The organism is Trujillonella endophytica (assembly GCF_900110555.1).
Classification (GTDB): Bacteria; Actinomycetota; Actinomycetes; order Mycobacteriales; family Geodermatophilaceae; genus Trujillonella; species Trujillonella endophytica.
In genome coordinates this window covers 245,709-266,382 of record NZ_FOEE01000002.1, presented here as the reverse complement: position 1 = coordinate 266,382, position 20,674 = coordinate 245,709, and the positions used below count along the sequence as shown (strand labels likewise).

Annotated in this window: 20 protein-coding genes; 17 read left to right on the top strand and 3 right to left on the bottom strand. The window is 74.5% G+C overall.

The window, feature by feature from the left end; translation table 11 throughout:
* The first annotated feature begins 6 nt into the window (after positions 1-6).
* Together BMY88_RS04210 and BMY88_RS04205 are read left to right on the top strand one after the other, a co-directional pair.
* Complete coding sequence (locus BMY88_RS04210) at positions 7-663, top strand: TetR family transcriptional regulator (RefSeq protein ID WP_091940857.1); 657 nt, start codon at positions 7-9, stop codon at positions 661-663.
* A 95-nt stretch (positions 664-758) separates the two neighbouring features.
* Positions 759-1,706, top strand: coding sequence for a polyphosphate kinase 2 family protein (locus tag BMY88_RS04205; RefSeq protein WP_091940499.1), 948 nt, complete (start codon positions 759-761; stop codon positions 1,704-1,706).
* 7 nt (positions 1,707-1,713) lie between these two features.
* On the opposite strand, the gene BMY88_RS04200 is transcribed toward BMY88_RS04205, so the two are convergent.
* Positions 1,714-2,475 (bottom strand): enoyl-CoA hydratase-related protein, encoded by a 762-nt coding sequence (locus BMY88_RS04200; protein ID WP_091940497.1) that lies wholly within the window; start codon positions 2,473-2,475, stop codon positions 1,714-1,716.
* Between the two features lie 49 nt (positions 2,476-2,524).
* Here BMY88_RS04200 and hemW point away from each other — a divergent pair, with 49 nt between their 5' ends.
* The 3 genes from hemW (at position 2,525) to BMY88_RS04185 (ending at position 6,497) form a co-directional block, all read left to right on the top strand.
* Positions 2,525-3,748 (top strand): radical SAM family heme chaperone HemW, encoded by a 1,224-nt coding sequence (gene hemW, locus BMY88_RS04195; RefSeq protein ID WP_091940495.1) that lies wholly within the window; start codon positions 2,525-2,527, stop codon positions 3,746-3,748.
* 117 nt (positions 3,749-3,865) lie between these two features.
* Entirely contained in the window at positions 3,866-4,702 is an 837-nt protein-coding gene (locus tag BMY88_RS04190) for a mycofactocin-coupled SDR family oxidoreductase (RefSeq protein WP_091940493.1), read from the top strand.
* A 64-nt stretch (positions 4,703-4,766) separates the two neighbouring features.
* Positions 4,767-6,497, top strand: a complete 1,731-nt coding sequence (locus tag BMY88_RS04185) for a SulP family inorganic anion transporter (protein WP_211435486.1) — start codon at positions 4,767-4,769, stop codon at positions 6,495-6,497.
* Positions 6,498-6,510: 13 nt separating this feature from the next.
* On the opposite strand, the gene BMY88_RS04180 is transcribed toward BMY88_RS04185, so the two are convergent.
* Positions 6,511-6,921, bottom strand: a complete 411-nt coding sequence (locus BMY88_RS04180) for a type II toxin-antitoxin system VapB family antitoxin (protein WP_428978304.1) — start codon at positions 6,919-6,921, stop codon at positions 6,511-6,513.
* A 227-nt stretch (positions 6,922-7,148) separates the two neighbouring features.
* Here BMY88_RS04180 and hrcA point away from each other — a divergent pair, with 227 nt between their 5' ends.
* The 12 genes from hrcA (at position 7,149) to BMY88_RS04120 (ending at position 18,785) form a co-directional block, all read left to right on the top strand.
* On the top strand, positions 7,149-8,171 hold the full coding sequence (hrcA, locus tag BMY88_RS04175) for a heat-inducible transcriptional repressor HrcA (protein ID WP_091940491.1): 1,023 nt from the start codon (positions 7,149-7,151) through the stop codon (positions 8,169-8,171).
* Positions 8,172-8,187: 16 nt separating this feature from the next.
* Positions 8,188-9,321: a molecular chaperone DnaJ gene (gene dnaJ, locus BMY88_RS04170; protein WP_091940489.1), complete on the top strand. Its 1,134-nt coding sequence runs from the start codon at positions 8,188-8,190 to the stop codon at positions 9,319-9,321.
* Between the two features lie 26 nt (positions 9,322-9,347).
* Complete coding sequence (locus tag BMY88_RS04165; RefSeq protein ID WP_091940487.1) at positions 9,348-10,106, top strand: 16S rRNA (uracil(1498)-N(3))-methyltransferase; 759 nt, start codon at positions 9,348-9,350, stop codon at positions 10,104-10,106.
* 96 nt (positions 10,107-10,202) lie between these two features.
* A complete protein-coding gene (locus BMY88_RS04160) occupies positions 10,203-10,562 on the top strand; it encodes a histidine triad nucleotide-binding protein (RefSeq protein WP_211435485.1) in 360 nt (119 codons plus the stop codon).
* 92 nt (positions 10,563-10,654) lie between these two features.
* Positions 10,655-11,470: an enoyl-CoA hydratase/isomerase family protein gene (locus BMY88_RS04155; protein WP_091940485.1), complete on the top strand. Its 816-nt coding sequence runs from the start codon at positions 10,655-10,657 to the stop codon at positions 11,468-11,470.
* 91 nt (positions 11,471-11,561) lie between these two features.
* On the top strand, positions 11,562-13,781 hold the full coding sequence (locus tag BMY88_RS24830) for a PhoH family protein (protein WP_211435484.1): 2,220 nt from the start codon (positions 11,562-11,564) through the stop codon (positions 13,779-13,781).
* Positions 13,782-13,786: 5 nt separating this feature from the next.
* Positions 13,787-14,290 carry an rRNA maturation RNase YbeY gene (gene ybeY / locus BMY88_RS04145; protein ID WP_091940847.1) on the top strand — a complete coding sequence of 168 codons (504 nt, stop codon included), beginning with the start codon at positions 13,787-13,789 and terminating at the stop codon, positions 14,288-14,290.
* A gap of 10 nt (positions 14,291-14,300) precedes the next feature.
* Positions 14,301-15,656, top strand: coding sequence for a hemolysin family protein (locus tag BMY88_RS04140; protein WP_091940482.1), 1,356 nt, complete (start codon positions 14,301-14,303; stop codon positions 15,654-15,656).
* A 71-nt stretch (positions 15,657-15,727) separates the two neighbouring features.
* On the top strand, positions 15,728-16,081 hold the full coding sequence (locus BMY88_RS04135) for a cytidine deaminase (protein ID WP_091940480.1): 354 nt from the start codon (positions 15,728-15,730) through the stop codon (positions 16,079-16,081).
* Positions 16,082-16,277: 196 nt separating this feature from the next.
* Positions 16,278-17,192: a GTPase Era gene (gene era, locus BMY88_RS04130; RefSeq protein ID WP_091940478.1), complete on the top strand. Its 915-nt coding sequence runs from the start codon at positions 16,278-16,280 to the stop codon at positions 17,190-17,192.
* Entirely contained in the window at positions 17,189-17,935 is a 747-nt protein-coding gene (gene recO, locus BMY88_RS04125; protein WP_091940476.1) for a DNA repair protein RecO, read from the top strand. Before era ends, recO begins: the two co-directional genes overlap by 4 nt.
* 70 nt (positions 17,936-18,005) lie before the next feature.
* The gene (locus BMY88_RS04120) at positions 18,006-18,785 is read left to right on the top strand and encodes an isoprenyl transferase (protein WP_244524436.1); all 780 of its coding nucleotides are present in this window, start codon (positions 18,006-18,008) and stop codon (positions 18,783-18,785) included.
* 27 nt (positions 18,786-18,812) lie between these two features.
* On the opposite strand, the gene BMY88_RS04115 is transcribed toward BMY88_RS04120, so the two are convergent.
* Entirely contained in the window at positions 18,813-20,567 is a 1,755-nt protein-coding gene (locus BMY88_RS04115) for a serine/threonine-protein kinase (protein ID WP_211435483.1), read from the bottom strand.
* Positions 20,568-20,674: the final 107 nt, after the last annotated feature.

Genomic DNA, 20,674 nt, shown 5'->3' with positions numbered 1-20,674 from the left:
CCCCTCGTGAGCGACGCCGTCAAGGGACCCCCGGCCCGTCGCCGGTACACGTCCCCGGCCCGGACCGAGCAGGCGGCGGCGACCCGGCGGGCCGTCCTGCGGGCGGCCCGCGAGCTGTTCGGCGAGCGGGGGTTCGCGGCGACCACGGTGGCGGCCGTCGCCGAGGCGGCGGGGGTCGCCGTCGACACCGTCTACGCGGCGGTGGGGCGCAAGCCGCAGCTGCTTCGCGAGGTGCTGGAGACGGCGCTGTCGGGCACCGACGAGGTGGTGCCGGCGGCGGAGCGGGACTACGTCCGCCGGGTCCGGGCGGCCGGTACGGGCCGGGAGAAGATCGGGATCTACGCCGCCGCGGTCGCCGAGATCGGCGTCCGGATGGCCCCCGTGCACCGGGCGCTCGCCGAGGCGGCGCGCACCGACGCCGGGTGCGCCGCCCTGCGGGCGGAGATCAACGCCCGACGGGCGGCCAACATGCGGCTGTTCGCCGCCGACCTGCGGGCCACCGGCGAGCTGCGCGCCGACCTGACCGACGACGAGGTCGCCGACGTCGTCTGGAGCATGAACTCCGCCGAGTACCGGGCGCTGCTCGTCGACGACCGCGGGTGGCCCGCGGACCGCTACGCCGCCTGGCTGGCCGATGCGTGGGTGCGGCTGCTGCTCGCCTGAGCCCTCGGGCATCGGGCGCGCGCCGAGCGGGTACGGGAGCACTCCACCCGGCAGCGGCCGGGACGAGGCGGGGCCGGGGCGTCAGGGAGGGCGGCATGGCCGACGGGAGCAGGAGCAAGCGGGCGGCCGCAGCCGCGTCGCAGCGGACGCGGAAGGCGGCCGCGGACGCCACCGCGAAGGAGGCGCGGGTGACCCGGCCGGAGCGGCTCGGTGTGACCGGATCGCCCCCCGAGCCGGACTACCCGCGGTACCGGGTCGAGCCCGGGGAGGGCGTGCGACTGGCCGACGTCGACCCGGACGAGTCCGAGCACTACGCGAAGCAGAAGGACGTCCTCCCGGAACTGGAGAGCACGCGCGACCGGATCGCGGAACTCCAGTCGCGCCTGTACGCCGAGAACCGGCGCAGCCTGCTGCTCGTGCTCCAGGCCCTGGACACCGGCGGGAAGGACGGCACGATCAAGCACGTCTTCCAGGGGGTGAACCCGCAGGGCTGCCAGGTCTGGTCGTTCAAGGCGCCCAGCGCCGAGGAGATCGCGCACGACTTCCTCTGGCGCTACCACCAGCGCGTCCCGTCCCGCGGCCTCATCGGCATCTTCAACCGCTCGCACTACGAGGACGTGCTCGTGGTGCGGGTGAAGGGGCTGGTCCCCGAGGACGTCTGGCGGCCGCGGTACGCGGTGATCAACCAGTTCGAGCAGTCGCTCACCCTCAGCGGCGTCACGGTGCTGAAGTTCTACCTGCACATCTCCAAGGACGAGCAGAAGCGGCGGCTGGAGAGCCGGCTCGCCGACCCCGACAAGCGGTGGAAGTTCTCCGCCAACGACCTGCGGGAGCGCCGGCACTGGGACGCGTACATGACGGCGTTCGAGGAGGCGATCGCCACCACGTCGACCGAGTACGCGCCGTGGTACGTCGTCCCGGCGAACAACAAGTGGTATCGCAACCTCGTGATCGCCCGGACCATCGCCGACACCCTCGAGGCGATGGATCCGCGGTACCCCGAACCCGAGGAGGGACTGGACGCCGCCGTGGTGGACGACTGACCCGGCGTCAGGGCACCCAGCGGGCCGGGCGCTTCTGCCGGAAGGCCGCGATGCCCTCCTGACCCTCCTCGCTCGCGAAGAACCGGGCGGAGATCTCCGACAGGTCGTCGAACGACCCGCGCAGGCCGCCGGCACGCAGCAGCCGCTTGGTCTCGGCGAGCGCGGCGGGCGCCCCGGCCGCGAGCGCGGCGACCTGCGCCGCCACCACGGCGTCGACCTCGCCGTCGGGGGCCACCAGGTCGACCAGGCCCGCCCGCTCCGCGAGGTCGGGGCCGAACACCTCGCCGGTGAGCGCCAGCCGGTGCAGCAGGTGCGGGGTCATCCGCGGCGCGAGCACCGCGGAGATGACGGCGGGCACCAGCCCGACGCGCACCTCGCTGATCCCGAACGTCGCCGAGGCCCCGGCGACGACGACGTCGCAGGCGGCCATCAGCCCGATGCCCCCCGCCCGGGCCGGGCCCCGGACCGCGGCCAGCACCGGCTTGGGGGAGTGCCACAGGGCGGTGAGCAGGTCGGGGAAGGCGTGCACCCCCTGGTCGCCGCTGCCGGTGCCGGCGGCCTCGGCGAGGTCCATCCCGGAGCAGAAGACCCGCCCGGTGTGGTCGAGGACGAGCACCCGCACCGCGTCGTCGGCCACGGCGTCGTCGATCGCGCTCCGCAGCCCGGCGAGCAGCGCGCGCGACAGCGCGTTGCGGTTGGCGGGGGAGTCGAGGGTCAGCCGCGCCACGCCCCCCTCGACGGAGACCTGGAGCACGCGGTCGGGAGTCACAGGCCGATCCTGCCGGGCGCCGCCGCGCGGCGCGGCACACTGGTCGCAGATGGACACCGCCCTGCCCCTGCTGCCCGCCCCGCCGGCGGCACCCTTCTCGCTGCCCGGGTCGGCGCGCGAGGGGCTGTCGAGCACCCCGTTCGGGCTGTACGTGCACGTGCCGTTCTGCGCGACCCGGTGCGGCTACTGCGACTTCAACACCTACACCTCCGACGAGCTGGGCCCGGGCGCGAACCGGTCCGAGTACGCCGGCACCGTGGTCGCGGAGCTGCGCCGCGCCGCCGAAGAGCTCGGCCCCGACCGGCCGGAGGTGTCGACGGTCTTCGTGGGCGGCGGCACCCCGACCCTGCTGCCGGCCGAGGACCTGGTCGCCGTCCTGGCCGCCGTCCGCGAGCTGTTCCCGGTGGCCGCCGACGTCGAGGTGACCACCGAGGCCAACCCCGAGTCGGTCACGCCGGCGTCGCTGGCCCGGCTCCGCGCGGGCGGCTTCACCCGGATCAGTCTCGGGATGCAGTCGGCCGCCGAGCACGTGCTCGCGGTCCTGGACCGCCGGCACACCCCGGGCCGGGCCGCCGAGGCCGCCGCCGAGGCGCGGGCCGCGGGCTTCGAACACGTCAACCTCGACCTGATCTACGGCACGCCGGGGGAGACCGACGCCGACTGGGCCGCCTCCCTCGACGTCGTCCTCTCCTCGCCCGTCGACCATGTCAGCGCCTACGCGCTCATCGTCGAGCAGGGCACCCGGCTGGCCCGGCGGATCGCCCGAGGCGAGCTGCCGATGCCCGACGACGACGTGCTGGCCGACCGCTACGAGCAGGCCGACGCCACCCTGCGCCGGGGCGGTCTCGACTGGTACGAGGTCTCCAACTGGGCGACCGGCCCGGCGGCCCGCTGCCGGCACAACGAGCTGTACTGGGCCAACGCCAACTGGTGGGGCGTCGGTCCCGGCGCCCACAGCCACGTCGGCGGCCTGCGCTGGTGGAACGTCAAGCACCCGGCCGCGCACGCGGCGCGGGTGGCGGCGGGGGAGAGCCCGGCCGCCGGTTCCGAGCTGCTGGACGACGACGACCGCGCGCTCGAGGCCGTGATGCTCGGCCTGCGGCTGCGCGACGGGCTGCGGCTGACGCGGCTGTCCCCCGCGGGTCGGCTGCGGGCCGCCGACGCCGTCGTCCGGGGGCTGCTGGACGGCGCGGCGCACGCCGCCGGCCGCGCCGTCCTCACCGACCGGGGCCGGCTGCTCGCCGACGCCGTCGTCCGGGAGCTCACCGACTAATAGCGGGAACGTCGTTCTGGACCGAACCGACCGGAGCCGTGTTAGGTGCGGCACAGGACGGGCCGACCGTCCGGCGGGGCCGAGGGTCCCGCGGGTGCACCAGGAGAGGACTCCGACATGGCAGGACGGGTCGAGGGCAAGGTCGCGTTCATCACCGGAGCCGCGCACGGGCAGGGGCGCAGCCACGCGATCCGCCTCGCGCAGGAGGGCGCCGACATCGTCGCCGTCGACCTCTGCCAGGACTACGACACGGTCGGCTATCCCATGGGCACCCAGGAGGAGCTCGACCAGACCGTCAAGGCGGTCGAGGCCCTCGACCGCCGCGCCGTGAAGATCGTGGCCGACGTCCGCGACCCCAACGCCATGGCCGCGGCGTTCGAGACCGGGATCGCCGAACTGGGCAAGGTCGACGTCATCTGCGCCAACGCCGGCATCGCCTCGTACGCGGCCGAGCAGACCCGCCAGCACTACATCGACGTGCTCAACGTGAACCTGGTGGGCGTGATCAACACCGTGCTGGCCGGGCTGCCGCACCTGCCGCGCGGCGGATCGGTGATCGTCACCGGCTCGCTGGCGGCCCTGCTCAAGGGCGGGATCGGCGAGAGCGGCAGCGCCTACACCCTCGCCAAGCGGTCGCTGGTGCCGTTCGTCCAGGCGACGGCGGCCGCCGTGGCCAAGGAGTTCATCCGCGTCAACGGCGTCCACCCGACCAACTGCAACACCGACCTGCTGCAGAACGACGGGCTCTACCGGATCTTCCGGCCCGACCTGGAGAACCCGACCAGGGAGGACGCCGCCCCGGCGATGGCGACCCTGCAGCAGATGCCGGTGCCCTGGATCGAGCCCGAGGACGTCAGCGAGCTCGTGCTGTTCCTGGCCTCCGACGCCTCGAAGTACCTGACCGGCCAGTTCATCAACTGCGACGCCGGCGGCCACCTCAAGACCCTCGACTGAACGGAGCGCGCCGCGAGCCCAGGGACCGACCCGCCGGGCGCCGGCCACGGCAGGATGACCGCCCGTGACCCACGCCCGCCCCGCGGTGGCGCCGGGGGCCTGGCGGTTCGTCCCCGGGCTGCACCGGCTGCGCCACTACGAGCGCGGCTGGCTGCGGCCGGACGTGGTGGCCGGCGTGGGCGTGGCCGCCTACCTGGTCCCGCAGGTGATGGCCTACGCCGCCGTCGCCGGTTTGCCGCCGCTGTCCGGTCTGTGGGCGATCGGCGTGGCGCTGCTGCTCTACGCCGTGTTCGGGTCCTCCCGGCAGATGTCCGTCGGCCCGGAGTCGACGACGGCGCTGATGACCGCCGTCGTCGTCGCCCCGCTCGCCGGAGGGGACCCGGCCCGCTACGCGGCGCTGGCGGCGGCCCTCGCGATCGTGGTGGGCGTGGTGTGCCTGCTGGCCCGGGCCGCCCGCATCGGCTTCCTGTCCGACCTGCTGTCCAAGCCGGTGCTGGTCGGCTACATGGCCGGGATCGCCGTGCTCATGATCGTCAGCCAGCTCGAGCGGGTGACCGGCGTGCCGGTCTCCGGGGACGGCGTGGTGGAGGAGCTGCGGTCCTTCCTCGGCGGCCTGGACCGGTTGCACGGGCCGACGGCGCTGCTCGGCGCGAGCGTCCTGGTCCTGCTGCTGGTCCTGCACCGGTGGCTGCCCCGGGTGCCCGCGCCGCTGGTGGGCATCGTCGCCGCCTCGGCGGCGGTGGCCGCCTTCTCGCTGACCGAGCACGGCGTCCGGCGGGTGGGGGAGATCTCGGCCGGCCTCCCGACGCCGGGCTGGCCCCCCGTCGCGATCGACGACCTCACCGCCCTGGTGCTGCCCGCGCTGGGGGTGGCGATGGTCGGGTTCTCCGACAACGTGCTCACCTCGCGCGCCTTCGCCGACCGCAACCACTACCGCGTCGACGCCAACCAGGAGCTGCTCGCCCTCGGGGTGGTCAACCTCGGCACCGGACTCGCCCAGGGGTTCCCGGTGAGCAGCAGCGGCAGCCGGACCGTGATCGGCGACGCCCTGGGGAGCCGGAGCCAGCTGCACTCCCTCGTCGCGCTGGCCACGGTCGTCCTGGCGGTGACGTTCCTCGGCCCGGCGCTGGGCACGTTCCCGACCGCCGCGCTGGGGGCCATCGTGGTCTTCGCCGCGCTGTCGCTCGTCGACCTCGGCGAGTTCCGCCGCTTCGCCTCCTTCCGCCGCAGCGAGCTGCTGCTGGCCCTGGCCACGACGGTCGGCGTGGTCGTGCTCGGCGTCCTGCCCGGCGTCCTCGTCGCGGTCGGGCTGTCGGTCGCGGAGCTGCTGCGCCGGGTGGCCCGCCCGCACGACGGGGTGCTCGGCTTCGTCGACGGGCTCGCCGGGATGCACGACGTCGACGACCATCCCGACGCCCGGCTCCTGCCCGGCCTGGTGGTCTACCGCTACGACTCGCCGCTGTTCTTCGCCAATGCCGAGGACTTCCGGGCCCGGGCGCTGGCGGCCGTCGACGACGCAGCGACGCCCACGGAGTGGTTCGTGCTCAACGCCGAGTCCAACGTCGAGGTGGACCTGACCGCGCTCGACGCGCTGGAGGAGCTCCGCCAGGAGCTGGCGCGCCGGGGCGTCGTCCTCGCGATGGCCCGGGTCAAGGAGGACCTGCGGGTGTGGCTGGAGGCCGCCGGGCTGGTCGACCGGATCGGCGCCGACCGGGTCTTCCCCACCCTGCCCACCGCGGTCGCGGGCTACCGCGACTGGTACGCGGCGCGGCACGGCCGGCCTCCGGAGGGCTGAGCGGCGGGCGGCCTCAGCGGGCGGGTTCGGCCGGCATCAGCGCGTCGAGGTCGAGCACCCGCACGTGGATGACGGTGCGCTGCTGCAGCGCGGCCCGCAGCGCCCGGTGCAGGCCGTCCTCGAGGTACATCTCGCCGTGCCACAGGACGGCGTGCGGGAACAGGTCGCCGTAGAAGGTGGAGTCGTCGGCGAGGAGGGCGTCGAGGGCGAGCTCGCGCTTGGTCGTGACCAGGGTGTCCAGCCGGATCTGCCGCGGCGGGATCATCGCCCAGTCCTTGGTCGACATGCCGTGCTCGGGATACGGGCGGCCCTCGCGCACCGCTTTGAAGATCAGGGAACCGACCTCCGTCCGGACCGTCCCGCGACTGTCGCGACCGCAGGCCAGCCTATCGACCGCCGTCCGGGCCCGCCGCCGCCGGTCCACGGTCGGCTCGTCGGTCGGCTCGTCCGTCCGCGCCGCCCTTCCCTCCGCTCCGCCGGACCGTGCTGCGGGGCTCCGCGCGAGCCGCGCGACGGACGGGGCCCGCGGTCGTATGCTGGTTTGGCACTCCGCCCGTGCGAGTGCCAGCCCAGCCGATGGTGCGACGAAGCTCGCCGAGCGGGTGCTGCGGCCTCCTCGCACGGGCGTCGACCGGTCCGGGGAGGTGTTCCATGGCGCACGACGAACGGCGCCTGCAGGTGCTGCGGGCGATCGTCCAGGACTTCGTCTCCACCAACGACCCCGTGGGCAGCAAAGCCCTCGCCGAGCGGCACGATCTCGGCGTCTCGCCCGCCACCATCCGCAACGACATGGCGGTGCTCGAGGAGCAGGGCTACATCGCGCAGCCGCACACCAGCGCCGGGCGGGTGCCCACCGACAAGGGGTACCGGTTGTTCGTCGACCGGCTCTCCGCGGTCAAGCCGCTGTCGGGCGCCGAGCGCAAGGCCATCGAGAAGTTCCTCGACGGCGCGGTCGACCTGCACGACGTGCTGGGCCGCACGGTCCGGCTGCTGGCGCAGCTGACCCGGCAGGTCGCCGTCGTCCAGTACCCGACGCTGTCGCGCAGCGCCGTGCGCCACCTGGAGGTCGTCCAGGTCGCCGGTTCGCGGCTGCTGCTGGTGCTGATCACCGACACCGGCCGCGTCGAGCAGCGGGTCGTCGAGTGCCCCGTGGACGTCGACGCCGAGTGCGTCGCCGAACTGCGGGCGCTGCTGAACTCCGCCTTCACCGGCGCCAAGCTGGCCGACGCCGGGGGCAAGGTGCCCGACCTGGTCGACACCGCTCCACTGCACCTGCGCCCGCTCGTGGCCGCCGTCAGCGCCGCCCTGGTCGAGACGCTGGTCGAGCCGGGGGAGGACCGCCTGGTCGTCGGCGGGACGGCGAACCTGACCCGGACCGCCCTGGACCTCCCCGGCACCGTGCGCCCCATCCTCGAGGCCCTCGAGGAGCAGGTCGTCGTGCTGAAGCTGATCAGCGAGGTGGACACCGGCGGCACCGTCGTCGTCCGCATCGGCGAGGAGAACGCGCACGAGGCGCTCACCGGCGCCTCCGTCGTCTCCGTGGGGTACGGGTCGCCCGACCGGGCGCTCGGTGGCCTGGGCATCGTCGGCCCCACCCGCATGGACTATCCAACGAACATGGCCGCGGTCCGAGCCGTGGCCCGCTACGTCGGCCAGTTGCTGGCCGAGAGCTGAGGCTGAGACCCCTCCCATGGCAACCGACTACTACGGCGTCCTCGGCCTGACCCGCGGCGCGTCCGACAGCGACATCAAGAAGGCCTACCGCCGGCTCGCGCGCGACCTGCACCCCGACGTCAACCCCGACCCCGGGGCCAAGGAGCGCTTCCAGGAGGTCAGCAAGGCCTACCAGGCGCTGACCGACCCGGAGAAGCGCCGCATCGTCGACCTGGGCGGAGACCCGTTCGACAACGGCGGCGGGGGCGGCGGCGGCAGCCCGTTCGGCAACGCCGGCTTCGGCGGGCTGGGCGACATCATGGACGCCTTCTTCGGCGGCGGCATGGGTGCGCGCGGCCCGCGCAGCCGCACCCGGGCCGGCGGCGACGCCCTCATCCGGCTGGGGCTGGACCTCGACGAGTCGGTGTTCGGCACCACCAAGGACATCACCGTCGACACCGCCGTCCTGTGCGAGGGCTGCGCCGGCGCCGGCACCGCGCCGGGCACCCACCCCACGACCTGCACCACCTGCGCGGGCCGGGGCGAGGTGCAGAGCGTGCAGCGCTCCTTCCTCGGCCAGGTGGTCTCCAGCCGGGTGTGCCCGACCTGCGAGGGCACCGGCCAGGTCATCCCCGAGCCCTGCTTCACGTGTGGCGGCGACGGGCGCGTCCGGGCCCGCCGGACCATCACCGTGAAGGTGCCGGCCGGCGTCGAGGACGGCATGCGGATCCGGCTGACCGGCCAGGGCGAGGTCGGCCCCGGTGGCGGTCCGGCCGGTGACCTGTACGTCGAGATCGACGAGCGCCCGCACCCGGTGTTCACCCGCGACGGGGAGGACCTGCACTGCCGGGTCACCCTGCCGATGACCGCGGCCGCGCTGGGCACGACGCTCTCGCTGACCACGCTGGACGGCGAGGAGGACGTCGACATCCGCCCCGGCACGCAGTCGGGCACCGTGCTGACCCTCCGCGGTCGCGGCGCGCCGCGGCTGCGGGCCACCGGCCGGGGCAACCTGATGGTGCACGTCGAGGTGGAGACCCCGACGCGCCTGGACGCCGAGCAGGAGAAGCTGCTGCGCGAGCTCGCCGTGCTGCGCGGGGAGGACCGCCCCGGGTCCACCTCGGAGGGGCAGGGCGGTCTGTTCTCCCGGCTGCGGGACGTGCTGAAGTAGGTCATGAGCACCGAGGCACCGAAGGCATGAGCACCGAAGCGCGCCTGCCGGAGCTCGACGGCGCCCCCCTGTTCCTGCTCGACGAGCTGCCCGAGGGCGCTGAGCTGCTGGTCGGCGGCCCGGAGGGTCGGCACGCCGTCGACGTCCTGCGGCTGACCCCGGGCGAGCGCGTGCGGGTGGGCGACGGGCGCGGCACGATCGCCGAGGGCGAGGTCGCCGCCGCCGGCCCGGACGGGCTGCGGGTCCGGGTGGAGACCCGGCTCGAGGTGCCGCGGCCCGAGCCCCGGCTGGTGCTGGTGCAGGCGCTGCCCAAGGGCGACCGGGGCCCGCTGGCGGTGGAGCTGGCCACCGAGCTCGGCGTCGACCGGATCGTGCCGTGGGCGGCGTCGCGCTGCGTCACGCGCTGGCGCGAGGACCGGATCGCCAAGGGCGTCGCCAAGTGGCGGTCGGCCGCGCACGCGGCCAGCAAGCAGTCCCGCCGGGCGCGGGTGCCCGAGGTCGCCGACCTGGCCAGCACCCGCGACGTCTGCGGCGAGCTGGCCGAGGCCGACCTGGGGATCGTGCTGCACGAGCAGGCCCGCGCGCGGATCTCCACCGTCGAGGTGCCGGGGCGGGGCACCGTCGTCATCGTCGTCGGCCCCGAGGGAGGCCTCACCGACGGTGAGGTGCTGGCGTTCCGCGCGGCCGGTGCCGAGCCCGCGCGCCTGGGCCCGGAGGTGCTGCGCACCTCGACGGCCGGCGCCGCCGCGCTCGCCGCGGTCAGCCTGCGCACCCGCTGGGCCTGACGTCCGGAGCGCCCCGTGATCATCGGCAGACGGCTACCGCCCCCTGCGTGTCGGGCAGCCACTCGCCGATGATCAACCCGACCTAGGGTGGTCGTCGTGACCGACTGCCTGTTCTGCCGCATGGTCGCGGGCGACATCCCGGCCGACGTCGTCCACGAGACCGACCGCACGCTCGCCTTCCGGGACATCAACCCGCAGGCGCCCACGCACGTGCTCGTGATCCCCAAGGCCCACCACCGCAACCTCGGCGCGCTGGCCGCGGCCGACCCCGACCTGCTGGGCGCGGTGGTGCGCGCCGCCGCGGACGTGGCGCGGCAGGAGGACCTGGTCACCGACGGGGGCATCGAGCCCGGCTACCGCGTGGTCACGAACACCGGCCCGCAGTCCGGCCAGTCGGTCGACCACCTGCACCTGCACGTCCTCGGCGGCCGCGACCTCCGCTGGCCGCCCGGCTGAGCCGGGCGAGTGCCGCGCTGTCGCGGCCGGCGCCGCGGTGCACCGCGGCACCGGCCGCTGCGGCACGGCACCGGGGGTGTCAGGGTGGCCGGATGAGCGAGAGCCCCGTGCGCGTCGAGCGGGACGGCGACGTCGCCGTCGTCGTCCTGGACGCACCGCCGCTGAACCTGTTCGACGAGAGCGTCTTCGCCGGCTTCGAGCGGGCCGTCGCCGAGCTCGAGGAGCTCACCGCGCCCGGGCGACCCGACCGCGCCCGCGCCGTGCTGCTGGAGGCCCGTGGCCGGGTGGTCTCGGGCGGGGTCGACGTCCACGCCTTCCGGGCGATCGCCGAGGGCCCCGACCCCGTCGGCCAGGGGACGGCGTTGTGGGCCCGGCTGCTGCGGGTCGCGCAGACGCTCGAGGAGCTGCCGGTGCCGACGGTGTTCGCCGCGCACGGCCTGACCCTGACCGCCGCGTTCGAGCTGGCGCTGGCCTGCGACCTCCTGCTGGCCGCCGAGCGGGCCTCCTTCGGGCTGGTCGAGATCGTCGTCGGGCTGACGCCGTCGATGGGCGGGCCGCAGCGCCTCGCCGAGCGGGCGGGCCCGGCGCGGGCCCGGGAGCTCGTCTACACCGGCGAGCGCTACCCGGCCGCGGAGCTCGAGCGGTGGGGCGTGGTCAACCGGGTGCTGCCCGACGAGGGGTTCGCCGACGCGGCCCGCGCGTTCACCGCGCGGCTCGCCGCCGGACCGACGGTGGCGCACGCGGCGACCAAGCGCCTGGTGGGGACGGCGGCGCGCGACGGCGTCCGCGCGGCCGACGCGATCACGCCCCAGGTGTCGGGCCCGCTGTTCGGCACCGCCGACCTGCGCGGGGCGGTGGCCTCGTTCCTCACCGACGGGCCGGGGCAGGCCACGTACGAGGGCCGCTGACCCGTTCGGGCGAGCCGGGTTCCGGGGGTCGTTCCGCGGGTATCCTGGCCCGGTCCGCACCGCCTCAGCAGGAAGGCAGGGTCGAGGGTTCTTGCCCGACTCCTCCCCGAACGTCCCCGTACCCGGAGCCCCCACGTCCCGTGAGGCCTCCGCCCAGGCCGCCGCGATCGACGGCGGCCCGGAGGGCACGTCGGCACTGGCGGGCACCACGCCCGCACCCGTCCGCACCACGATCACCGTCCCCGAGAGCGTCTCCATGGTGGGGCTGCTCGGCTCGGGCGACGAACTGCTCCGCCTCGTCGAGGCCGACGTGGCCGCCGACGTGCACGTGCGCGGCAACGAGATCTCCGTGACCGGTCAGCCGGCCGACAACGCCTTCGCCGTCGCGGTCTTCGACGAGCTCATCGCCCTGCTGGGCACCGGCCAGGCACTGCGCCCGGACTCGGTGCGCCGGGTCATCGGCATGCTGCGCAGCGGCGGCTCCGAGCGGCCCGCCGACGTGCTCAGCCTCGACATCATCAGCCGCCGGGGCCGCACGATCCGGCCCAAGACGCTGAACCAGAAGCGGTACGTCGACGCGATCGACGCGCACACCGTCGTCTTCGGCATCGGGCCGGCCGGTACCGGCAAGACCTACCTGGCGATGGCCAAGGCCGTACAGGCGCTGCAGATGAAGCAGGTCAACCGGATCATCCTGACCCGCCCCGCGGTCGAGGCCGGCGAGCGGCTGGGCTACCTGCCAGGGTCGCTGTCGGAGAAGATCGACCCCTACCTGCGGCCGCTGTACGACGCGCTGCACGACATGGTCGACCCGGAATCGATTCCCCGGTTGATGGCGTCCGGAACAATTGAAGTCGCGCCATTGGCATACATGCGTGGCCGTGCGCAGCCCTACGACGCGCAGGTCCTCACCCCGCAGGGCTTCCTCCCCATCGGCACCCTCCGGGTCGGCGACCTGGTCATCGGTTCGGACGGCCTGCCGACCCCGGTGCTCGGGGTCTATCCCCAGGGGCGCAGGGAGGTCTACCGCGTGGCGACGCAGGACGGCGCACGGACGCTGGCGTGCGGCGAGCACCTGTGGACGGTGACCACGGCGTCCGATCGTCGTCGCGGGAAGACGCGCACGCTGGAGACCCGGCAGATGATCGGAAAGCTGCGGGCGGCGCGGGCCCGCCGGTACGAGCTCCCCGTCGTCGCCCCGGTGGAGTTCGAGCCCCGCGAGGTGCCGCTCGACCCCTACGCGCTCGGACTGCTGCTCGGTGACGGCTGCCTGACGACCACCACGACGCCGGCCTTCGCGACGGCCGATCCGGAGTTGGCCGTCGCGCTCGAGGCGGCGCTCGAGGGCATCGAGGTGCGACACAAGGGCGGCTACGACTACGTGCTCCGCCACGTGGGCGGCGGACGCGGAGGCCTGAGGGTCGCCAACCCGGTGACCGCCGTCCTGCGCCGGCTCGACCTCGCAGGCACGACGTCGGCCACGAAGTTCGTGCCCGAGGACTACCTGCGCAACTCGAGCGCGGTCCGCCTGGCGCTCCTGCAGGGGCTGTTGGACTCCGACGGCGGGCCCGTGACGCAGCGGGGCCGCACGTGCCGGATCCAGTACGCGACGACGTCGCCGTCCCTGAAGGACGACGTGACGTTCCTCGTGCGGTCGCTCGGCGGCGTCGTGTACACGCGCCTGAGGGAGGCGGCCGGGCGACCCCCGGGCCTCGCCGCGGGCCGCCCCGTGGAGTACCGCGAGGACGCCTACGTCCTCGACATCCGCCTCCCGTCCGGCGTGCAGCCGTTCCGCCTGGAGCGCAAGCGCCGGGTGTACGAGAAGTCCGGCGGCGGTCGGCCGATGCGGTTCATCGACAGCATCGAGCCCGTGGGCGAGCAGGAGACGCTGTGCATCCAGGTGGCTGCCCAGGACTCCCTGTACGTGACCGACGACTTCCTCGTCACCCACAACACCCTCAACGACGCGTTCGTGATCCTGGACGAAGCGCAGAACACCACCGCGGAACAGATGAAGATGTTCCTCACCCGCCTCGGTTTCGGCTCGAAGATCGTCGTCACCGGCGACGTCACCCAGGTCGACCTCCCCGGGGGCGCGCAGAGCGGGCTGCGGGTGGTGCGCGACATCCTCGACGGCATCGACGACGTCCACTTCGCGAACCTGACCAGCTCCGACGTCGTCCGGCACCGGCTGGTCGGTGACATCGTGGACGCCTACGAGCGGTGGGACGCGTCCCAGCAGCAGCCCTCCGCCCGCTCGACCGGTCCGGCGCCGGCGCGCGGTCCCCGCCCGCGCCGACAGGGGAGCTGACCGCCGTGCCCGTCGAGGTCGCCAACGAGTCCGAGATCGCCGTCGACGAGGCGGAGCTGGCCGGGATCTGCCGGTTCGTCCTCGCCGAGATGGGCGTGAACGCGATGGCCGAGCTGTCGGTGCTGTGCGTGGACACCGAGTACATGGCCACGCTGCACGAGCGGTGGATGGGCGAGAAGGGCCCCACCGACGTGCTCGCCTTCCCCATGGACGAGCTGGACACGTCCCGCCCCGACGACCCCGATCCCGGCCCGGCGCTGCTCGGCGACGTCGTCCTCTGCCCGTCGGTCGCCGTCCGCCAGGCCCGGGCCGCCGGGCACACGATGGACGACGAACTGGTCCTGCTGGCCACCCACGGCGTGCTGCACATCCTCGGCTACGACCACATGGAGCCCGAGGACGAGAAGGAGATGTTCGCCCTGCAGGGCAAGCTCCTCGACGCGTGGCGGTCCGCCCCCCGCCAACCGGTCACGGGCGAGCCCGTCGACCGGCAGCCCCCGGCTCGGTGACGGGACCCCCATGACGTCGGCGCAGACCACCCTCCTGGTGATCGCCGTGCTGCTCGTCCCGCTCGCCGGCCTGTTCGGCGCGATGGACGCCGCCCTGCAGCGGGTCTCGGCCGCGCGGGTGCAGGAGATGCGCCGGGAGGGCGCCGCGCGGGCCGGCGCGCTCGCCGAGGTCCTCGCCGAGCGCGCCCGGCACGTGTCGCTGCTCCTGCTGCTGCGGATCGTCTGCGAGATGGTCGCCGCGGTGCTGGTGACCGTCGTCCTCTACGAGTTGTGGGGCGGCGGCTGGGCCGCGGTGCTGACGGCCGCGGGCGTGATGACGGTGGTCAGCTACGTGCTGATCGGCGTCGGCCCGCGGACGCTGGGCCAGCAGCACGCCTACGGCCTCGCGCTGGCCACCGCGGGCGTGGTCCGGCTGCTCGGGCGGGTGCTCGGCCCGGTCGCCACGCTGCTCATCCTCGTCGGCAACGCGATCACCCCGGGCCGCGGCTTCCGCGACGGCCCGTTCTCCTCCGAGGTCGAGCTCCGCGAGCTCGTCGACATGGCCGAGGAGCGCGGCGTCGTGGAGTCGGGCGAGCGCAACATGATCCACTCGGTCTTCGAGCTGGGCGACACCATCGCCCGCGAGGTCATGGTCCCGCGCACCGAGGTCGTGCACATCGAGCGGACCAAGACGGTGCGCCAGGCGCTGGCGCTGGCGCTGCGCAGCGGGTTCAGCCGCATCCCCGTCATCGGCGAGAACGTCGACGACGTCGTCGGGGTCGTCTATCTCAAGGACCTGGTGCGCCGCTCGCAGAACCTCGGCGACGGGCGCGGCCCGCGGATCGAGGAGCTGATGCGGACGCCGACCTTCGTGCCGGAGTCCAAGCCGGTCGACGAACTGCTGCGCGACATGCAGGCCCAGCGCATCCACATCGCGATCGTGGTCGACGAGTACGGCGGCTTCGCCGGGCTGCTGACCATCGAGGACATCCTCGAGGAGATCGTCGGCGAGATCGCCGACGAGCACGACGGCTTCCAGCGGCCGCCGGTGGAGGACCTGGGCAACGGGTCGATGCGGGTCACCGCCCGGCTGCCGGTGGAGGACCTGGCCGAGCTGTTCTCGGTCGAGCTGCCGGCCGACGAGGGCGTGGAGACCGTGGGCGGGCTGCTCGCCCGCGAGCTGGGCATGGTCCCGATCGAGGGGTCGGCGACGGACGTCGGCGGCCTCCGGCTGGTCGCGGAGAGCACCGGCGGACGGCGGAACCGGATCGACACGCTGCTGGTCTCCCGGGTCCCCGAGCCCGGCGCCGACGAGGACACCGGGGACGACGCCGCGACGCCAGAGCAGGCCCGCGCCGAGCAGCCGGCCGGCGTGCTGGAAAGCTGAGGAAGGACCCTCCTGCCCCCCGCCACCCGCAGGCTCGCGGCGGGCCCCTGCGGGAGGGCCGGACCGAGACGATGAGCGAGGATGCCCTGGTGCCCGATCTGCAGCCCGAGGACGCCAAGCTCGTCACCCTCGCCCGCTCCGCCCTGGGCCGCACGGGTGCCCCCGAGGGGGCGGCCGTCCGCGACACCGACGGGCGCACCTACCTGGCGGCCACCGTGGACCTGCCGTCGCTGAAGCTGTCGGCCCTGCAGGCCGCCGTCGCCGCGGCCGTCTCCAGCGGGGTCACCGGGCTGGAGGCCGCGGCGATCGTCTCCGCCGCCGGTGACGCGGTCGAGGCCGACGGGCTGGCCGCGGTGCGCGACCTCACGCCGGCCGCGCCGGTGTTCCTCGCCGGCCCCGACGGGACCGTGCGCGCCCAGGCCTGATCCGCGCGGGGCCGTCACCCGCTCCGGCCCGGCGGCCCCCATTGCGGGTGTTCCTCGCGCTTCAAGCGTGCTGCAGGACCCGCAACCCACGAAGAGCACCCGCAGTGCTCCGGCCCGGAGCGGCGGACGCCGGATTGCCGGCCGGGCGCGGATCGGCTGCGGGAGAACCGTCCGCCCGTAGTGGGAGACTGAGCGGGTGAGCACGCCGGACCAGCCGTACCGCAGCGGCTTCGTCGCGCTCGTCGGTCGCCCGAACGCGGGGAAGACCACGCTGACCAACGCCCTCGTCGGCGAGAAGGTCGGCATCGTCAGCAACCGCCCGCAGACCACGAGGCACGCCATCCGCGGCGTCGTCCACCGGCCGGCGGGGCAACTCGTGCTCGTCGACACCCCCGGCCTGCACAAGCCCAAGAGCCTGCTGGGTCAGCGCCTGAACGACGTCGTCCGGGACACGCTCTCCGACGTCGACGTGATCGTGTTCTGCATCCCCGCCGATCAGCCCGTCGGCGCCGGTGACGCCTACATCGCGCGCCAGCTGAAGAACGTGACCACGCCGGTCGTCCTCGTCGTCACCAAGACCGACGTCGCGAGCAAGAAGGCGATCACCGCCCAGCTGGTCGCCGCCAGCCAGCTGGTGGAGGCCCGCGAGGTCGTGCCGGTGAGCGCCGTGGCCGGCGACCAGGTGGAGCTGCTGGCCGAGCTGCTGGTCGGCATGCTGCCCGAGGGCCCGCCGCTGTACCCGCAGGAGCAGACCACCGACGAGGACGTGGAGCGGCAGCTCGCGGAACTGGTGCGCGAGGCGGCCCTGGAGAAGGTCCGCCAGGAGGTGCCGCACTCCCTGGCCGTCAGCATCGAGGAGATCGTCCGCAAGCCCGACCCGCGCGACGCCGAGGCCGTCTTCACCGAGGTGCACGCGCTGCTGCACGTCGAGCGGGCGAGCCAGAAGCCGATGCTGCTGGGCAAGGGCGGGCAGACGATCAAGGCCATCGGCAGCGAGGCGCGGGCCGGCATGGAGGTCCTGCTCGGTGGCCGGGTGCACCTGGACCTGCACGTCACCGTCCTCGGCGAGTGGCAGGACGATCCGAAGAAGCTGAACAGGCTGGGGTATTGAGCACCACACCGCAGTCGCTCTACCGCGACGAGGGCGTCGTCCTGCGCACCCAGAAGCTGGGGGAGGCCGACCGCATCATCACGGTCCTCACCCGCCGGCACGGCAAGGTGCGGGCCGTCGCCAAGGGCGTGCGCCGGACCAAGAGCAAGTTCGGCGCCCGCCTGGAGCCGTTCAGCCACGTGGACCTGCAGCTGTACACCGGCCGCAACCTCGACGTGGTCAGCCAGGCCGAGTCCATCCGCTCCTACGGCCAGGCGGTGGTGTCGGACTACCCCTGCTACACCGCGGGCACCGCCGTCCTCGAGACCGCCGACCGGCTCACCGCCGAGGAGAAGGAGCCGTCGCTGCGGATGTTCCTGCTGGTCATCGGCGCGCTGCGGGCGCTGGCCGAGCGCAGCCACCCCGCGCCGCTGGTGCTCGACGCCTTCCTGCTCCGGGCCATGTCCGTCGCCGGCTGGGAGCCGGCGCTCACCGCCTGCGCGCGCTGCGGGGAGGACGGTCCGCACCGGCACTTCTCCGTGCCCGCCGGGGGCTCGGTCTGCCGCGAGTGCCGGCCGGCCGGCTCCGGCATGCCCAGCCAGGTCACCCTCGAGCTGCTCGAGGCGCTGCTGGCCGGGGACTGGGCCCGCGCCGAGGCCAGCGAGGCGGCACAGCGGCGGGAGGGCAGCGGCCTGGTCGCCGCGCTGCTGCAGTGGCACCTCGAGCGCGGGCTGCGCTCGCTGGCCCTCGTCGACCGCTCGTGAGCGGACAGGGGCGCGAGCATCGCAGCGAGCGCCGGCGAGCGAGGAGCGGAACGCCCCGCGGGAGCGAATGGTGAGGAGGTCCGCCCGGCGGCGCGAGGTGAAGGCGCCGACCCCGCACCCCACCGGTGCCCGGCCCCCGGAGATCCCGGCGGACAAGGTGCCCGGTCACGTCGCCGTCGTCATGGACGGCAACGGCCGCTGGGCCAAGCAGCGCGGCCTGCCCCGGACGGCGGGGCACGAGGCGGGGGAGTCCTCCCTGTTCGACTGCGTCGAGGGCGCCATCGAGCTGGGGATCGGCGCTCTGTCCGCGTACGCCTTCTCGACCGAGAACTGGCGGCGCAGCCCCGACGAGGTCCGCTTCCTCATGGGCTTCAACCGCGACGTCATCCGCCGCCGCCGCGACGAGATGCACGATCTCGGGGTCCGGGTCCGGTGGGCCGGACGCCGCCCGCGGCTGTGGCGCAGCGTCATCCGGGAGCTCGAGATCGCCGAGGAGCTCACGAAGGACAACGACGTCCTCACGCTGACCATGTGCGTCAACTACGGGGGCCGCGCCGAGATCGCCGACGCCGCGGCCGCCATCGCCCGGGAGGTGGCTGCCGGCCGGCTGGACCCCGGCAAGGTCACCGAGGACACCGTCGCCCGCTACCTCGACGAGCCGGACATGCCCGACGTCGACCTGTTCGTCCGCAGCTCCGGCGAGAACCGGACCAGCAACTTCCTGCTCTGGCAGTCGGCGTACGCCGAGTTCGTCTTCCTCGACACCCTGTGGCCGGACTTCGACCGCCGGCACCTGTGGGCCGCCTGCGAGGAGTACGCCTCGCGCCAGCGCCGCTTCGGCTCCGCGTAGGAGGCGCGGGGGAGGGGACGGGGTCGGTCACTCCCCGAAGACGGCGACCTCGGTGTCGCGCCACCACTCGGTGAGCGCGGTCAGCCCCTCGGTGCCGCCGCCGCGGATGTGCACCACGGCCTCGACGGCGTCCTCGGCCTCGGTCCAGATCAGGACGGCGTCGTTGTCCCGGTTCACGTAGCAGGCGACCCGGCCCGAGCCCACGCCCTCGTCCTCCCACGTGCCGTGGCCCTGCGTCGCCGGGCAGGAGGTGCCGGATGGCTGCTCCTCCAGCTCCACGCGCGCGACGTCGTCGAGGAAGGCAGCCTCGGCGGTGTCGGCGTCGGGGTAGAGGAAGAAGCGGGAGAGGACCGGCCCGGGCCGGCTCGCGCTCGCGCCGCAGTCGACGGCCGCCACCTCGCCGTCGTCGGCCGCCGGGGCCGGGCGGCAGTCCGCCGCGTCGTAGTCCGGCGGCAGGATCGCCAGCAGGTCCTCGTGCTGCGGTCCCGCGACGGGTGGCTCCGGCCGGTCCAGCGGCTGCTCCCCGCCGTCCAGCAGCACCAGGACGCCGACCAGCGCGGCCACCAGCAGCGCCGCCGCCCAGACGAGCACCGTCGCCGTCCGGCGTCGCCCACCTCGCCCGCCGCGACCGCCGGTCGCCGGTGCGGGCTCGCTCGCCGCGGGCGTGGGCACGGGGTCGAACGACAGGACCAGCGGCTGCGGCCGGCCGGGTGCGCCGGCGCCCGGAACCCCGCCGGCCGGGGCGGCCGCCCCGGCCGCGTCTCCGCCGCCGGTCGTCGCGCCAACCCTTCCGCCGCCGGTCGTCGCGCCAACCCCTCCGCCGCCGACCGCCGCGCCGCCGGTTCCGCCGTCCGGCCGGGCCCCGGTAGACCCCGGGGACAGGTCGGTGACCGGCGGGGTCGGCGGCGCCACGGACGGGAGTCGGGCGGTCGACGTCAGCACCCGGCGGGCGGCCGCGGCCAGCGCGCCGGCACTGGGCCACCGCCCCCCAGGGTCCTTGGCCAGGCCGCGGGCGACGACCTCGTCGAGCCCGCGGGGCAGGTCCGGCTGCAGCGCGGAGACGAGCGGGGCCGCCTCGTTGACGTGCGCCCACATGAGCGGCGCCAGCCCCGCGACCGGGAAGGGCCGGCGCCCGGTGAGGCACTCGAAGAGCACGCACGCCAGGGAGTAGACGTCGGCGCGCGCGTCGGCGGGCTGCTCGAGGAAGCGCTCCGGGGCCATGTAGTCGAAGCTGCCGACCGCGGAGCCGACCTTGGTCAGGTTGGGCTGGCCGGGCTCGGGCATGAGCATGCGCGCGATGCCGAAGTCGACGAGGTAGACGAACTCCTCCTCGTCGTCGTCGGCATCGGGCGCCGGCGAGCTCACCAGCACGTTGGACGGCTTGACGTCCCGGTGCACCAGGCCGTCGGCGTGCGCCGAGTCCAGCGCGTGCGCCACCTGCGACACGATCCCGACCGCCTGCCGCGGAGGCAGCGGGCCCCGCTCGGCGAGCACCGCCGACAGGTCCTTGCCGCGGACCAGTCGCATGTCGAGGAACAGCCGGCCGTCGATGTCGCCGTAGCGGTGGATCGGGACGATGTGCGGGTCGCTCAGTCGCGCCGCGGCGTAGGCCTCGCGCCGGAACCGCTCCCGGTAGGCGGCGTCGGAGGCGAGGTCCTCGGCCAGCACCTTGAGTGCCACCCGGCGCCGGTGCTCGGTGTCGAAGGCCTCGTAGACGACGCCCATGCCGCCCCGGCCGAGCAGGCTCTCGAGCCGGTAGGGACCGAACTCACCGAACTCCACCGACGACCTCCCGCAGACCTGCGTATCCCCCGCCGTCCCGCGGCATCACCGACGTCGCGAGTCTAGGGCCAGCGGCCCTGCTCACGGGCCGGGACGGGCGCCCGTCG

Excerpts from the sequence above, each read along its gene's own strand:
- BMY88_RS04205 (WP_091940499.1), top strand. The coding sequence starts at position 759 with ATGGCCGACGGGAGCAGGAGCAAGCGGGCGGCCGCAGCCGCGTCGCAG.
- hemW (WP_091940495.1), top strand. The coding sequence starts at position 2,525 with ATGGACACCGCCCTGCCCCTGCTGCCCGCCCCGCCGGCGGCACCCTTC.
- BMY88_RS04190 (WP_091940493.1), top strand. The coding sequence starts at position 3,866 with ATGGCAGGACGGGTCGAGGGCAAGGTCGCGTTCATCACCGGAGCCGCG.
- hrcA (WP_091940491.1), top strand. The coding sequence starts at position 7,149 with ATGGCGCACGACGAACGGCGCCTGCAGGTGCTGCGGGCGATCGTCCAG.
- dnaJ (WP_091940489.1), top strand. The coding sequence starts at position 8,188 with ATGGCAACCGACTACTACGGCGTCCTCGGCCTGACCCGCGGCGCGTCC.
- BMY88_RS04165 (WP_091940487.1), top strand. The coding sequence starts at position 9,348 with ATGAGCACCGAAGCGCGCCTGCCGGAGCTCGACGGCGCCCCCCTGTTC.
- BMY88_RS04155 (WP_091940485.1), top strand. The coding sequence starts at position 10,655 with ATGAGCGAGAGCCCCGTGCGCGTCGAGCGGGACGGCGACGTCGCCGTC.
- BMY88_RS04140 (WP_091940482.1), top strand. The coding sequence starts at position 14,301 with ATGACGTCGGCGCAGACCACCCTCCTGGTGATCGCCGTGCTGCTCGTC.
- BMY88_RS04135 (WP_091940480.1), top strand. The coding sequence starts at position 15,728 with ATGAGCGAGGATGCCCTGGTGCCCGATCTGCAGCCCGAGGACGCCAAG.